The sequence below is a fragment of the Streptomyces sp. RFCAC02 genome (genome assembly GCF_004193175.1).
Classification (GTDB): Bacteria; Actinomycetota; Actinomycetes; order Streptomycetales; family Streptomycetaceae; genus Streptomyces.
This window is the reverse complement of record NZ_SAUH01000001.1, coordinates 3,542,635-3,556,269: the sequence shown is the minus strand read 5'-3', so window position 1 is coordinate 3,556,269 and position 13,635 is coordinate 3,542,635. Positions and strand designations below refer to the sequence as shown.

The following is a 13,635-nucleotide window of genomic DNA, read 5'->3' as shown; positions in this document are numbered from 1 at the left end:
TCCCCAGTTGGCGCGCGCTTGGAAACGTCTCGGTATCAACCTTCCTGATCTGTCCGAAAGTTGTAGGGTGTTGTGCCGTGAGCCAGCGGATCGCACCGGACGACGAGGCCGGCCGGGCCGCCGGTGGGCCCCCCTCTCCCGGCCACGTGGCGGGGGTGCTGCGCGAACGGATACGGGTGGGCAAGCTGCCGGAGCACACCCGGCTGCCCACCCAGCGGGCCCTCGTCGAGGAGTTCGGCACCAACCGGACCACCATCCGCCAGGCCCTCGCGATCCTGGAACGCGAGGGCTGGCTCAGCGCCCGCGGGCGCGGCGCGCCGGCCGTCGTCCGGGTCCCCGGGCAGGCCGGGCCGCGCCCGGCCGGGGTCGAGGTGGTGGACAGGATCGGCGTCGCCTTCCGCGCCGAGGACGTCTCGATCGACGCGTTCTGCCTGACCGCCGAGACGCTGAACGCCGCGCTCGCCGCGCCCCTGATGGCCATCTCGACCGGCCGCCTCGCGCCCCGCTCCATCTCCATCCGCGCCCTGCTGTCGGACCCGGACGGCCCCCTCGCGTACCCGAGGCTGGTCGCCGACCCGGCCGACCCGCGGCCCCTCGCGCGGCTGCGGCAGATCACCAGGACGTTCTCCGCGTCCCTGCGGCACCAGCTCACCTCGCTCGCCGAGATGGGGCTCGTGCCGAAGGTGAACGTCGAGATCCGGAGCGTCCCGATCACCCCCGTGCAGAAGGTCTACCTGCTGAACGGTGCCGAAGTGCTCACGGCCTACTACGAAGTGGTGCCGCGCGTGGTCGAGTACGAACAGGAACAGCTGGAGATCTATGACGTCCTCGGCCTGAGCTCCAAGATCTTCCGCTCCTCCTCCGACCCCGCGTTCGTCGAGGAGTCACAACGCTGGTTCGAGTCCCTCTGGTCAACGCTGGCAGAACCGCTCACACTCGGTTAGATGAGGGAACTCATCAGTAACGCCCGCTGTGTTCTCTTCGACTTCGACGGCCCGGTCTGCCGCCTCTTCGCCGTCCGCAGCGCCGAGTCGATCGCGCACCGGCTGCGCGCGCTCGCCGTGGAACTGTCCGCGGCCGGCCTCCTGACCGACGACCTGCTCGTCTCCCCCGACCCCCACGCGGTGCTGCGCGGCATCGCCCGCCGCCGGCCCGGCGGACCACTGGTGCGGCGGCTGGAGGCGGCGCTGACGGCCGAGGAGGTCTCCGCCGCCGACAGCGCGCACCCGACGCCGTACGCCGCGGCGCTCATCGCCGCCCTCGCGACGCGCGGCCGTCAGGTCGCCATCGCCACCAACAACTCGCCGCGCGCCGCCGAACACTACCTGCGCCGGCACGGACTGACGGGCTACCTCGGCGGCCGCGTGCACGGGCGCACGGACGACATGACGCGTCTGAAGCCGCACCCCGACTCGCTCCTGCGCGCCCTCGCCTCGACGGGCACGCGCCCCGGCCTCGCGCTGATGATCGGCGACAGCACGGCGGACCTCGGCGCGGCCCGCGCGGCGGGGGTCCCGTTCCTCGGCTACGCCCCGACACGGCCGCCCGCCGAGGCGTTCAGGGCCGCCGGCGCCGACCACGTCGTGGCCTCCCTGGAGGAGGTACTGGCGGCGCTGGTCGCTTCTCCGTTCGGATGAGTACCACTCTTTTGAGCCATCGGCATACGCCTCCGCCGGGCGTACCGTGCAGCTACCCGCGCACACCGGTGCGGCGGGCAGCGCGACCGCCGGGGGACGTACGCCATGAGCCAGCCGCCGACGCCGTCAACCGTCCTCCGCGGGCACCACCGCGTCTGGCAGGTCCTGCCGGCGGCCGGCGCGCTCGGCCGGCTCAAGGCGGGCCGGCCACGCCCCGGGGTGCACCGCTTCGACCCGCGCTGCTTCGGCAGCGAGGAGGACGTGCTGGTGGAGCTGGCGCTGCGCGGCATGGAGCGCATCGCGCCCGTCTACCGGCTGGGCACGGCCGACGGCGACCTGCGGGTCCACGGCTTCATCGAGGGCGAGCCGCTGTCCGTCTCCCGGCCGCCCGGCTCGCCCCTCGGCGGCGGGGAGCTGACGCAGCTCGCCGGCCTGTTCGGGCGGCTCGCCGCCATGCCGCCCGAGGCGATGGAACTGGTCCACCGCTGCCCCGCCGTGCTGCGCCCGCGCGGCAGCGCCGAGTTCCTGCGCGGCCTGATCCGGTTCACGCGGCGCCGCGTCTACGCCGTGCACCGGCCGGAGATCGGCGGCCTGTTCGCCGCGCTGCGGGTGTCCCCCGGGGTGCTGGCGGGGGACGGGCCGCTGGCGCGGGCGGCGGCACGGCTGACGGACCGGCCGTTCTGCCTCCTGCACGGCGACCTGCACCGGGACAACCTCATCGTCGCCGAGACGGACGGCAGGCTGTGGACGATCGACTGGGAACTGGCCCTCGTCGGCGACCCGCTGTACGACCTCGCCACCCACCTGCACCTGATGCGCTACCCGCCGGGCCAGGAGCGGGAGATGACGGAGCGCTGGGCGCGCGCCGTCGAGGAGGTGCTGCCGGGCGCGGCGGCCGGTCTGGCGCGTGACCTGCCGCGCTACCTGGCGTACAAGCGCGTGCAGTCGGTGTTCACGGACGTGGTGCGGCAGGCGTTCGCGGTACGCGCGGCGCCGGCCGGCGAGCTGGAGGCGCGGCTCGCGGTCGCCGCCCGTGTGGTCGGCGACGCGCTGCGGAAGGCGGCCCGCCCCCTCGGTACGGGCACGGTGCCGCCGCCGGGGGCCGTGGAGGCGGCGTACGCGGCCTGGCACGCCTCCCTCGGCGCACCGGCCGGACGCGCCGACGCTTAGGGCCTGTCCGGCGGATCCCGGCCGTCCCGCGACAGGACCCGCCGGACAGACCCCAGGGCCTGTCCGGCGAGCGGGGCGCGGGTCCTTCGGTCCGGCGCATCCGCGTGATATGCGGGGTTTGTGGACATTGAACAGGTTTCGCCGGACAGGGACGGCCGGCCCCGGGCGGCCCGGTGGCCGGACCGGCTGCGGGCGCGGTGGGGGGCGCGCGGCGCGCTCGCCGCGGTGAGCGTCGCGTTCGGCGCCGTCGCGCTGCTGCTCGTGCCGCCGACGCTGGCGCTCGGCTGGGACGAGATCGTGTACGTCAGCCGGTGGGACGCCTTCGGTCCGGCCGCGCCGTTCAGCGCGCCGCGCTCGCGCGGGACACCGCTGCTGGCCGCGCCGGTCGCGGCCGTCACCGACTCGGTGGTGGTGCTGCGCTGCTGGCTGACGGCCCTGGCGTCGCTCGCGCTGTACGCGGGCTTCCGGCCCTGGGTGGGGCAGGTGGCGAGCGGTCCCGCGGTACCGGTGGCGGCTGCTGCGTACGGCAGCCTGTGGTTCACCCTCTTCTACGCCTCCTCCGCGATGCCCAACCACTACGTCGCGATGGCCGCCGTGGCCGCCGTGGGGTGCGTCCGCAGGGAGCTGCACCTCTGGCTCGCGGCGGCCGTGGCGGTGGCCGGGCTGATGCGCGCCAGCGACGCCCTGTGGCTGGCGGCGCCGCTGCTGCTCGCGTCGTGGCGGCGGCCGAGGACGGTCGCCGCCGTGCTCGCCGGACTCGCCGCGGGCGTCGGCCCCTGGGTGGTGGAGGCGGAGCGGCGGTTCGGCGGCGTGGCCGAACGGCTCGCCGAGGCGAGCGACATCCAGGGCGGCACGGGGCTGACGTTCTCCCTGTTCGCCCACGCGACCGCGCTGGACGGTCCGCTGCTGTGCCGCCCGTGCGACGGCGATTCCCTCGCGTGGCCGATGCTGGGCTGGTGGCTCCTGCTGCCCCCGCTCGTGGCGCTCGGCCTCTACGCCGCGCGGCGGCAGGTGGGCCTGCTGGTCGTCACGGCCGGGTTCATGGCGTTCACCTACATCTTCCTCATCGACTACGCGGCGCCCCGCTTCCTGCTGCCGGTCTACGCGCTGCTGGCCCTGCCCGCCGTACTGGGGCTGGAACGCTACACATCACGGCTGTCGGCACCGGGCGCCGCGGCGCTTCTCGCACTCCTCGCCACGGGGCAGCTCGCGCTCCAACTGACCGTGCTGCGCGCGCACGCGGACATCCAGGCGGAAGCGCGCGCCGACTGGGAGCGCGTGGCCGGCGTCCTGCGGGACGAGGGTGTGGAACCGCCCTGCGTCCTGGGCGGGTCGCAGGCCATCCCCGTGGCACACACCCTGGGCTGCGCGACCACCGGCACGTCGCCCTCGGCGCCCGACGCGGTGGTGCTGCGCGAGGAGGACCCGCCGTCCCGTGCGCGCGACTGGCAGCTGACGGACGTCCCCGGCACGTACAACCCGGGCTGGCGCGTCGCCGTCCCACGGCCCTGAACGCCCGGGATGGGGACGCCCGGGTGTGGCGGAGTACGTAGGCTGGTCATATGGCAGCGCGGTACCGCTCCCGACTGCCGTTCGACCGAGGAGGACGTCCCCATGACCGGCCCGGTACCGGAGAGCAACGAACCCGCGCACGACCCCGAAGTGCTGCAGCTCGCCACGAAGATCTTCGATCTCGCCCGGGACGGCGACACCGACACCGTCGCGGCCTACGTGGACGCGGGGGTGCCCGCGAACCTCAGCAACGACAAGGGCGACACGCTCCTGATGCTCGCCGCCTACCACGGCCACGCGGAGACGGTCCGGGCGCTGCTCGCGCGCGGCGCCGACGCAGGCCGGGGCAACGACCGGGGGCAGACGCCGATCGCGGGCGCGGTGTTCAAGGGCGCGGCGGACGTGGTGCGGGTGCTCCTCGACGCGGGTGCCGACCCGGCGGCGGGCCAGCCGTCCGCCGTGGACACGGCGCGGATGTTCGGGCGGACGGAGCTGCTGGAGCTGTTCGGGGAACGCTGAGCGGGCGCCCGCGGCGGGCCGCCGGGGATTGTCAGTGGCCAGACCTAGGCTCGGTCCCGGACGGTGGGTGCGGGAGGTGCCGGAGATGGTGAGGACGCGACGTCCCGGTGCGGCGTACGGCTGCGCGCTCGACGCGGCGCTCGGTGTGGTCGGCGCCCGCGGGAAGGTGCTCGTCCTGTGGGCGCTGGACGAGTGCCCGCGCGATCCGGCCGGGCTGCGCCGGGCGCTGCCCGATGTGGCGGACGACGTCCTGGCGGCGCATCTGCGCGAGCTGGAGGAGGACGGGGTGGTGCGCCGCGACGCCACGGGCGGCGGGGAGACGCGCTACGCGCTCACGCCGGCCGGGGCGGCGCTGAGCGAGGCGCTGGTGCCGCTCGGCGCCTGGGGCAGGGAGCACGTCGTCGGCCTGTCCGCGTACCCCCCGCCCACGGCCTGACCACACCGTTTGGCGAACCGCGCGGGGGCGGTTACGCTCGACATGGAACGAAACCGTTCCGTTCCATCCACCGACGCTCCGCCCACCGCCCGGCCACCGTCTCCACCGGCCGTCCGAGGGGTACCCGCGCCCACAGATGGTACGAGACAGTTCCGTTCCATCCGTTCCAGCCGTTCCCTTCGAATCCTGTCCGCCCCGACACCCGAGGAGCCCGTCATCGTCCCCGCCGACCACCCCCTCCGCAGACCCCGCATGACGGACGAACGCGAGAGCGAAGTGCTCGCCGCCGTCGTCGACCTGCTCCACGAGGTGGGGTACGAGGGACTGACCATGGACGCCGTGGCCGCCGCCGCGCACTGCGGCAAGGCCACGCTCTACCGCCAGTGGCACAGCAAGCAGCAGCTCGTCGCCACCGCGCTGCGGGCCGGCCGCCCCGAGGGCATCGCCGTGCCCGACACCGGCAGCCTCAGGGACGACTTCCACACACTCCTGCTCCACATGTCGGGCAAGGCGACCCGCGAGACGAAGCTCATCAGCGGCCTCGCCCGCGCGACCCTCGACGACCCCGAACTCGGCCGCGTCCTGCGCGAGACGCTGATCGAGGACGTCCAGGCGGATTTGGAGACGATGGTCGCCCGGGCCGTGGCCCGCGGCGAGCTGGCCGGCCGGCCGGCCGCCACCGCCTGGCTGCCGCAGCTCGTGTTCTCGACCATGCTGAGCCGCCCGCTGTTCCAGGGGTCCTACGCCGACGCCGAGTACCTCGTCCGGTTCCTCGACGAAGCCCTCATGCCCGCCCTCCTGCACAGCTGACCGGAGACACACACCATGACCCAGACCGTCCTCACCAAGGAGACCGGGCCGCCCGAGGCCCCGGCGGAACGCCCGTCCCACCGCTGGTGGATCCTCGCCGTCATCGGCGTGGCCCAGCTCATGGTCGTCCTCGACGCGACCATCGTGAACATCGCCCTGCCGTCCGCCATGCAGGACCTCGACTTCTCGACGAGCGGCCGGCAGTGGATCGTCACCGCGTACGCCCTCGCCTTCGGCAGCCTCCTGCTGCTCGGCGGCCGCATAGCCGACCTGTTCGGCCGGAAGATCACCTTCCTGGTCGGCACCGTGGGCTTCGCCGTCGCCTCGGCGATCGGCGGCGCCGCGCCGAACTTCGAGGTGCTGGTCAGCGCCCGCGCCCTGCAGGGCGTCTTCGGCGCGCTCCTCGCCCCGGCCGCCCTGTCCCTGCTGAGCACGACCTTCACCGACACGCGGGAGCGGGCCAGGGCGTTCAGCGTCTACGGCGCGATCGCCGGCGCGGGCGGCGCCATCGGCCTGCTCCTCGGCGGCTTCCTCACCGAGCACCTGAACTGGCGCTGGACCCTCTACGTCAACCTCGTCTTCGCCGTCGTGGCGTTCATCGGCGGCTCCGCCCTGCTGGCCCGGACGCAGCGCGACCGCTCCATCCGCCTCGACGTCCCGGGGACCGTCCTCGTGTCGGCCGGCCTCTTCGGCGTGGTCTACGGCTTCGCGAACGTCGAGTCCCACGACTGGGGGCACCCCGCCTCGTGGGGCTTCCTGGTCGCCGGTGTCGTGCTGCTCGCCGTGTTCACGTGGTGGCAGACCCGTGCCGACCAGCCGCTGCTCCCGCTGCGCATCCTGCTGGACCGCAACCGGGCCGCGTCCTTCATCGCCGTCCTGATCAGCGGCGCGGGCATGTTCGGCGTCTTCCTCTTCCTGACGTTCTACCTCCAGTCCTCGCTCCACTACACGCCGGTGGAGACGGGCCTCGCGTTCCTGCCGATGATCGCGGCCCTGACGGTGGCCGCGACCAGCTCGGCGACCGCGCTGCTGCCGCGGGTCGGTCCGAAGCCGATCGTCCCGCTCGGCATGCTCGTGGCGGCGGCCGGCATGGCCTGGCTGACCAGCCTCGAACTGGACAGCAGCTACGCGGCGAACGTCCTGCCGCCGCTGATCGTCACCGGGCTCGGCATCGGCCTGATGATGGCCGCGGCCATGAACCTCGCCATCTCCGGCGTGACCACCGAGGACGCGGGCGTCGCCTCCGCCACCGTCAACACCATGCAGCAGATCGGCGGTTCCATCGGCACCGCCGTCCTCAGCAGCCTCGCCGCCGGTGCCGCGACGAGCTACATCGAGGGCAAGGACCCGACGGACCCGCTGGTCCAGGCGCAGGCCGGCCTGGAGAGCTACGCCACCGCGTACTGGTGGTCGGCCGCCTTCTTCGCCGTCGGCGCCGTCGTCTGCTTCTTCCTCTACCGGCGCGGCGTGCCCGAGCAGGCCGCCGGGGACGCGCCCGCCGTCCACATGTGACGGTGCCCCGCCGCCCTCCTCACCGGTCCCGTGTCACAGCGGGCCGGTGAGGATCTGCGGGGACAGGACCTTGATGTGGGTGTTGGCCCACCGCACCTGGCGCAGCGTCTCCGGATGGCAGGACGACGCCATCTCCAGCAGGCGGGCGTCCTTCGCCGCCTGTGCGGCCTGGGCCAGCATCTCCCAGTACAGCGAGACGCCGGACGCCGCGAGGTACAGCTCGCGCAGGTCGTGCAGGAGCAGCAGGCCCGGCTCGGGCCGGTGGCCCAGGGCCTCCGCCGCCCGCTCCCGCACGGCCGACAGCAGCGCCCCGGGGCCGCGCCCGCCGTGCTCCTGCAGGTCGAGCCCGTACGCGCCGCCCGTGTCGGCGAGCCGGGCGGCGTGCTCGCGCGACCAGCGCGCCAGGTCCTTCGCCACGTGGTGGACCTCGTGTTCGGTGGCGTGCCGCTCGGCGGCGCCCAGGAGGTCCTTCTCCAGAGAGCGTTCCGCGTGGTGGAGCGCCCGCAGGGTCAGCGTGATCCCGTTCACCGGCCCTCCTCCCCGGTCGTGTGCGTGACCCGTGCGTCCGGGCCGCCCACGGTCGGCGGTACGCCCTCGGGCGCGGCGGGTTCTGACCCCGCGGTCGTGGGCGCGGGGGCGGGCGTACCGTCCGAGCGCTCCACGAGGCGGACGCGGGCCACCGACGTCTTGAACAGCGGCTGCTTGGACACCGGGTCCCAGTCGGTGACCGTCGTCTCGTTCGCCGCACGCCCAGGACCGCCGTCCGCGTCCGGCGCGCGCCCCGGATCGTCCCAGTAGCCGTAGTGGAACGGCAGGAAGACCACGCCGTCGCGCATCGGCGTCACCCGCAGCCGCGCGCGGACCGCGCCGCGCGGGGAGACGACGTCCACCAGGTCGCCCTCCCCCAGGCCGTGGGCGCGGGCCTCGTCCGGCGACAGTTCGGCCCACACGTCGGGCGCCGCCGCGGCGAGCTGCGGCGCGCGGCCGGTCTTGGTGCGGGTGTGGAAGTGGTAGAGGGTGCGGCCCGTGGTGAGCCACAGCGGGTGGTCGGGCGTCACGTCCTCGTGCGGCGGCACGTACGCGGCGGCCTTGATGACGGCCTTGCCCTCCGGGTTCAGGGAGCGGTACTCGACGGGCTCGACGGCGGCGCCCGTCACGAGGTCCTTGCCGTAGCTCTCGCAGACGTCCGGGTGCGCCCACGGGACGCCGTCCGTGTACAGGCGCGCGGTGCCGCCCGGCGCGTCGTCCGGCGTGCAGGGCCACTGGACGCCGCTGCCGCCGCGCAGCAGCCCGTAGGAGAGGCCCGTGTAGTCGCACGGCCGTCCCGCGCTGCACCGCTTCCACGCCTCGAACGCCGACTCCGGGTCGTGCCACGTGACGAGCGGCCCGCCGTCCTTGTCGCGGAAGTCCATGCGGGCCGCGAAGTCGAGGAAGATGTCGAGGTCGGCGCGGGCCTCGCCGGGCGGCCGCACGGCCTGCTCGGACAGGTGGACGGTGCGGTCGGCGTTGGTGAACGTCCCGGTCTTCTCGCCCCAGGTGGCGGCCGGCAGCACGACGTCGGCGAGCTGCGCGGTCTCCGTGAGGAACAGGTCCTGCACCACCGTGAACAGCCTCTCCTGGCCGAGGACGGCGCGGATGCGGGACAGTTCCGGCAGGGACACGGCCGGGTTGGTGCCGCTGATCCACAGCATGCGCAGGGAGCCCTGCTCGGCGTACCGGAACATCTGGAGCGCGTGCGTGGGCGGCGCGTAGTGGGGGATGGTCTCCGGCGTCACGTTCCACACGCGGGCGAGGTCGGCGACGTGGGCGTCGTTCTGCCAGTTGCGGAAGCCGGGCAGGTCGCCGTTGGCACCGCACTCGCGGGTGTTCTGCGCGGTGGGCTGCCCGTTCATCTGGAGGAGCCCCGCGCCCGGGCGGCCCAGCATGCCGCGCAGCAGGTGCAGGTTGTTGACCTGGACGGCGGCCGCGGTCGCCTGGTGCGACTGGTACACGCCCTGGAGGACGGTCGACAGGAGCCGTTCCGCGCCGCCGAGCAGCTCGGCGGCCTCCTCGACCGCCGCCGCCGGGACGTCGCAGATCCCGGCCGCCCAGGCGGGTGTGCACGGCTCGACGCGGCGGGCCAGCTCGTCGAAGCCCACGGTGTGCGCCGCCACGAACGCGCGGTCCACGCGGTCGGTGCGGATGATCTCGTGGAGCAGCGCGTTCAGCAGCGCCACGTTCGTCCCGGGCCGGGGCGCGAGGTGCACGGCGGCGTGGCGGGCGACGACGGTGCGGCGCGGGTCGACGCACAGCAGCCGGGGCGGCCGCGGCCCCGCGAGCCGGTCCAGGACCCGCATCCACAGGACGGGCTGCGTCTCCGGCATGTTGTGCCCGAACAGGGCGATGACGTCCGCGTGGTCCACGTCCTCGTAGCTGCCGGGCTGGCCGTCGCAGCCGAACGTCTCCTTCAGCGCCTCGGCGGCCGTGGACGTGCACAGGCGGGTGTTGCCGTCGAGGTGGTTCGTGCCGATGCCGGCCCTGGCCATGACGGCGAGCGTGTAGTACTCCTCCAGGAAGAGCTGGCCCGAGGTGTAGAAGCCGATCGACCCGGGACCCCGCTCGTCCAGCAGCCCCCGGGCGCGGGAGACGATCCGGTCCATCGCCGTGTCCCAGTCGCACTCGGTGAGCCGGCCGGTGGCGTCCCGCACGAGGGGGCGCACCAGGCGGTCGCGCGAGCCGTTCGCCTGCCAGCCGTAGAGGTCCTTCGGGCCGAGCCGGCCCCGGTTCACCCGGTCGGCGGCGCGGCCGCGGACGCCGACGATCCGGCCGTCCCGCACGGCGATGTCCATCGCGTCGCCGTCCGAGTGGAGGATCGAGGCGGTCTGCACCCAGCGCTCCACCGCGTCGGGGGCCACGCCGTCGGCCAGGTGCGTGTCGGTGCGGGCCGGCCACGGGGTGCCGGGTCCGTAGGGGGTACGCACGCCCCAGGGCGCCGCGATCCGGTCCGTCGAGTCCTCCACCGCCACACTCCTCCGCGCGCGCCACCGGGCCACCGGCCCGGGTACCCGGGCGTGCGCGGGGCGAACCGGCACGTCCCGGGTGCACCCGGACGGCGCAGCGTCCGTCCGGGCGCGCGGAGGAGCGCGGGGCGGGTCAGCCGGTGACGCTCTCCGGCAGTTCGTCCGGCAGGACGAAGGGCAGCCCCTCGGGGAACAGCTTCTCGGTGAGGAACCCGTCCGCGTCCGCCAGGCCGTCCGTGAGGAGACCGTCGAGCGCCGCCGGGTCGTCGCCCAGCTCGATCACCCGGGCGTCCTCGGGCGGGGTGAACTCGAAGGCGCTGCCCGCCGGCGCGCTGTACTCGATCCGCGAGAACGCCACGTCGAACGACTGCCCGTCGGATCCCTCCACCGTCACGGCGAGCGGCACACCCGTCTCCGCGTCCACCGCGACCCGTGCCGCCGTGGGGCCGCCCTCGGTCCCGTGCGGCTCGACCAGCAGGTTGTAGGCGTCCCGGCCGGCCACCCTGGCCGTGCCGTCCACCGTGACGTCGGCGTGCTGCCGGGCGTCGGCGAGGAGTTGCTCCGCCGCCTCGGCCGGTGTCAGCTCACGGAACAGGTCGCCGCCCTCCGTACGGTCCTCCGCCGCCTCCTCGGGGACCTCGCCGTGCAGCACGAGGTCGCCGGCCGTGTCGTGGACCCACAGATCGGGGCCGTCGTGGATGACGACCAGCTCGTCCCCGCCGTCCTCCAGGGCGACGCGCTGCCGCTCCGGACCGTCGACGGCGACCTGCAGGGTGCTCTCCCCCGACGCCAGCGCCGCGAGCCGCCCGGCGGGGCCGTCGAGCGAGCCGAGGGCGCGCTCCAGCATGCCGCCGGCGTCCGGCAGGACACCGCCGGCGTCGATCCGCACCGTGCCCGTCAGGCGGGCCGTGTCCGACTCGGCGACACGGACGACCAGTTCCTCCGCCGTCACCTCCGGCAGGTCGGGTCCGCCCTCGTCCGCGAGCGCGGGCCACACCCCGACCCCCACCGCGGCGGCTCCCGCCGCCAGTGCCGCCGGCACGACCACCCGGCCGATGCCCTTGCGTGCAGCCATCTCTCGCCCCTCCACTGCGCCTTCCGATCCGGACACGCTCCAGTGCACCAGACCCGGCACGCGGGCGCATCCACCGTGAGGGGCACCGCGTGTACTCCCGACGGTGGAGGCCCGTCCCCCCGGGGTCCGGGTCCCGTGAGGGGGCATCGCCGGTCCCCGGACGGACGGGCCGTCAGGACGTGCGGTCCGCCACGGCGTCGCACAGCTCGGCGAGCGCCGCCTTCGCCGCCGTGTCGGGCAGCGGCTCCAGCGTCTGCCGCGCCTGCTCGGCGAACGACAGCGCGTCCTGCCGCGCCCGCTCAAGCGCCGGGTGCGCCCGCAGCCCGGCCAGGGCATCGGCGAGCCGGCCGTCGTCCGTCAGATCGCCGGCGAGCAGGTCGCACAGCGCCCGGTCCGCCGGTGACCCGCCGCGCGCCGCCATCTCCCGCAGCCGCAGCACCGGCAGGGTGACGACGCCCTCGCGCAGGTCCGTGCCGGGCGTCTTGCCGGACTCGGCGCCGTCGCTGCTGATGTCCAGGACGTCGTCGGCGAGCTGGAAGGCGATCCCGATCCGTTCCCCGTACTGCGCGAGGGTGTTGACAACGCCCTCGCCCGCGCCGGCCATCATGGCGCCGAGCCGGCCCGCCACGGCGATCAGCGACCCGGTCTTGCCCGCGATGACACCGAGGTGGTGCGCGATCGGGTCCTCGCCCTCCTGCGGCCCTGCCGTCTCCTGGATCTGTCCGGTCACCAGCCGTTCGAACGCCTCGGCCTGGATGCGGACGGCCTGGGTGCCCAGTTCGGCCACTATCGACGACGCGCGGGAGAAGAGGAAGTCACCGGTGAGGACGGCCACCGAGTTGTTCCACCGGGCGTTGGCGCTCGGCACGCCGCGGCGCACCTCGGCCTCGTCCATGATGTCGTCGTGGTAGAGCGTCGCGAGGTGTGTCAGCTCCACGACGACGGCGGACGGGACGACACCGGGCGCGTACGGGTCGCCGAACTGGGCCGCCAGCAGGAGCAGCAGCGGCCGGAACCGCTTGCCGCCGGCCCTGACCAGATGCTGCGCCGCTTCCGTTATGAAGACGACATCGCTCTTGGTGGCTTCGACGAGCCCGGCCTCGACGGCCGTCAGACCCGCCCGGACATCGGCTTCCAGGGCCGGGTCCCGCACGCTCACCCCGAAGGGCCCCACGACGGTCACGAGCGCTCTCCCCTGTCTTCCGGTGCGTTGTCCCCCGCAGCGTAGCCGGTCGGGAGTGGATCACCGCCGGGGACGTACCCGAGCGGGGCGAGCCGTCGTGGAGTCCCCGTACGTACCAGTCCCGCACGAATTTGCCATGGCCCCGTAACATGGCCTCGCCGCGGCGGGAAGCGGGGCTAGTCTGCCCGGAAGCGGCGATCGACAATGAGGGGAAGCCATGCACAGGACCATACGGTTCGCACTGCCCGTGGCCGCGGCGGCGTCGGCGCTGCTGCTGTCCGGATGCGCGAACGAGGACGCACCGTTCGGCATCGAGGCGGGAGACGCCTTCGACACCGACATTCCCGATGACACCGAGATCCCCGACATGCCGGAGTTCGACGAGGACGACCTCGGCGGGGACACCGGGGACCTCGGCAGCGACACAGGCGGCGACACCGGCGGCACGGGGGACCTCGGCGGGGACACGACGGCCACGTCGTTCGACGGCGACTGGTACGTCGACCTCACCGACACGGACAACTCCCACAACCTCTACATCGGCGGGACCACCGTCATGTTCATCGAGGACATGGGCTCGGAGGGCGACTACTGCAACCAGGGCACGATCGACTCCGCCGGGAACATCACGCTGGGCGGCTGCACGGTGTACGGCTCCGTGGAGTGGACCGACATGAGCGCCACGGCCACGCTGAACGGCGACGGGACGATGAGTGTCACCTGGGCGTCCGGCCTGCAGGAGACCTACCAGAACCAGTACGCGTACTGACGCGGCGCCGCGT

General features: G+C 74.1%; 13 protein-coding genes. 9 read left to right on the top strand and 4 right to left on the bottom strand.

Features of this window, described 5'->3' with window-relative positions; translation table 11 throughout:
• Window positions 1–77 precede the first annotated feature (77 nt).
• The 8 genes from EMA09_RS16410 (at window position 78) to EMA09_RS16375 (ending at window position 7,596) form a co-directional block, all read left to right on the top strand.
• Window positions 78–944, top strand: a complete 867-nt coding sequence (locus EMA09_RS16410) for a winged helix-turn-helix domain-containing protein (RefSeq protein ID WP_168220743.1) — start codon at window positions 78–80, stop codon at window positions 942–944.
• Complete coding sequence (locus EMA09_RS16405) at window positions 945–1,637, top strand: HAD-IA family hydrolase (RefSeq protein ID WP_129841768.1); 693 nt, start codon at window positions 945–947, stop codon at window positions 1,635–1,637. It begins immediately after the preceding gene.
• A gap of 105 nt (window positions 1,638–1,742) precedes the next feature.
• The gene (locus EMA09_RS16400; protein ID WP_129841767.1) at window positions 1,743–2,807 is read left to right on the top strand and encodes an aminoglycoside phosphotransferase family protein; all 1,065 of its coding nucleotides are present in this window, start codon (window positions 1,743–1,745) and stop codon (window positions 2,805–2,807) included.
• A 120-nt stretch (window positions 2,808–2,927) separates the two neighbouring features.
• Complete coding sequence (locus tag EMA09_RS16395) at window positions 2,928–4,319, top strand: hypothetical protein (RefSeq protein WP_240796428.1); 1,392 nt, start codon at window positions 2,928–2,930, stop codon at window positions 4,317–4,319.
• 102 nt (window positions 4,320–4,421) lie between these two features.
• A complete protein-coding gene (locus EMA09_RS16390) occupies window positions 4,422–4,838 on the top strand; it encodes an ankyrin repeat domain-containing protein (protein ID WP_129841766.1) in 417 nt (138 codons plus the stop codon).
• A gap of 85 nt (window positions 4,839–4,923) precedes the next feature.
• Window positions 4,924–5,274, top strand: a complete 351-nt coding sequence (locus EMA09_RS16385) for a helix-turn-helix domain-containing protein (RefSeq protein ID WP_129841765.1) — start codon at window positions 4,924–4,926, stop codon at window positions 5,272–5,274.
• A 252-nt stretch (window positions 5,275–5,526) separates the two neighbouring features.
• A complete protein-coding gene (locus EMA09_RS16380; protein WP_168220742.1) occupies window positions 5,527–6,084 on the top strand; it encodes a TetR/AcrR family transcriptional regulator in 558 nt (185 codons plus the stop codon).
• 15 nt (window positions 6,085–6,099) lie between these two features.
• On the top strand, window positions 6,100–7,596 hold the full coding sequence (locus EMA09_RS16375) for an MFS transporter (protein WP_129841763.1): 1,497 nt from the start codon (window positions 6,100–6,102) through the stop codon (window positions 7,594–7,596).
• Between the two features lie 33 nt (window positions 7,597–7,629).
• On the opposite strand, the gene EMA09_RS16370 is transcribed toward EMA09_RS16375, so the two are convergent.
• The 4 genes from EMA09_RS16370 to EMA09_RS16355 form a co-directional block, all read right to left on the bottom strand.
• Window positions 7,630–8,124, bottom strand: a complete 495-nt coding sequence (locus EMA09_RS16370; RefSeq protein WP_129841762.1) for a hypothetical protein — start codon at window positions 8,122–8,124, stop codon at window positions 7,630–7,632.
• Entirely contained in the window at window positions 8,121–10,595 is a 2,475-nt protein-coding gene (locus tag EMA09_RS16365) for a nitrate reductase (RefSeq protein WP_129841761.1), read from the bottom strand. Before EMA09_RS16365 ends, EMA09_RS16370 begins: the two co-directional genes overlap by 4 nt.
• A 133-nt stretch (window positions 10,596–10,728) precedes the next feature.
• Complete coding sequence (locus EMA09_RS16360) at window positions 10,729–11,670, bottom strand: DUF2092 domain-containing protein (protein WP_129841760.1); 942 nt, start codon at window positions 11,668–11,670, stop codon at window positions 10,729–10,731.
• 172 nt (window positions 11,671–11,842) lie between these two features.
• Window positions 11,843–12,853, bottom strand: a complete 1,011-nt coding sequence (locus tag EMA09_RS16355) for a polyprenyl synthetase family protein (protein ID WP_129841759.1) — start codon at window positions 12,851–12,853, stop codon at window positions 11,843–11,845.
• A gap of 217 nt (window positions 12,854–13,070) precedes the next feature.
• On the opposite strand from EMA09_RS16355, the gene EMA09_RS16350 reads away from it, so the two are divergent.
• A complete protein-coding gene (locus EMA09_RS16350) occupies window positions 13,071–13,622 on the top strand; it encodes a hypothetical protein (protein WP_129841758.1) in 552 nt (183 codons plus the stop codon).
• Window positions 13,623–13,635 lie beyond the last annotated feature (13 nt).

What these genes read in the sequence shown, in the direction of transcription:
- EMA09_RS16405 (WP_129841768.1), top strand. Translation starts at nt 945, where the DNA reads ATGAGGGAACTCATCAGTAACGCCCGCTGTGTTCTCTTCGACTTCGAC.
- EMA09_RS16400 (WP_129841767.1), top strand. Translation starts at nt 1,743, where the DNA reads ATGAGCCAGCCGCCGACGCCGTCAACCGTCCTCCGCGGGCACCACCGC.
- EMA09_RS16390 (WP_129841766.1), top strand. Translation starts at nt 4,422, where the DNA reads ATGACCGGCCCGGTACCGGAGAGCAACGAACCCGCGCACGACCCCGAA.
- EMA09_RS16385 (WP_129841765.1), top strand. Translation starts at nt 4,924, where the DNA reads ATGGTGAGGACGCGACGTCCCGGTGCGGCGTACGGCTGCGCGCTCGAC.
- EMA09_RS16380 (WP_168220742.1), top strand. Translation starts at nt 5,527, where the DNA reads ATGACGGACGAACGCGAGAGCGAAGTGCTCGCCGCCGTCGTCGACCTG.
- EMA09_RS16375 (WP_129841763.1), top strand. Translation starts at nt 6,100, where the DNA reads ATGACCCAGACCGTCCTCACCAAGGAGACCGGGCCGCCCGAGGCCCCG.
- EMA09_RS16360 (WP_129841760.1), bottom strand. Translation starts at nt 11,670, where the DNA reads ATGGCTGCACGCAAGGGCATCGGCCGGGTGGTCGTGCCGGCGGCACTG.
- EMA09_RS16350 (WP_129841758.1), top strand. Translation starts at nt 13,071, where the DNA reads ATGCACAGGACCATACGGTTCGCACTGCCCGTGGCCGCGGCGGCGTCG.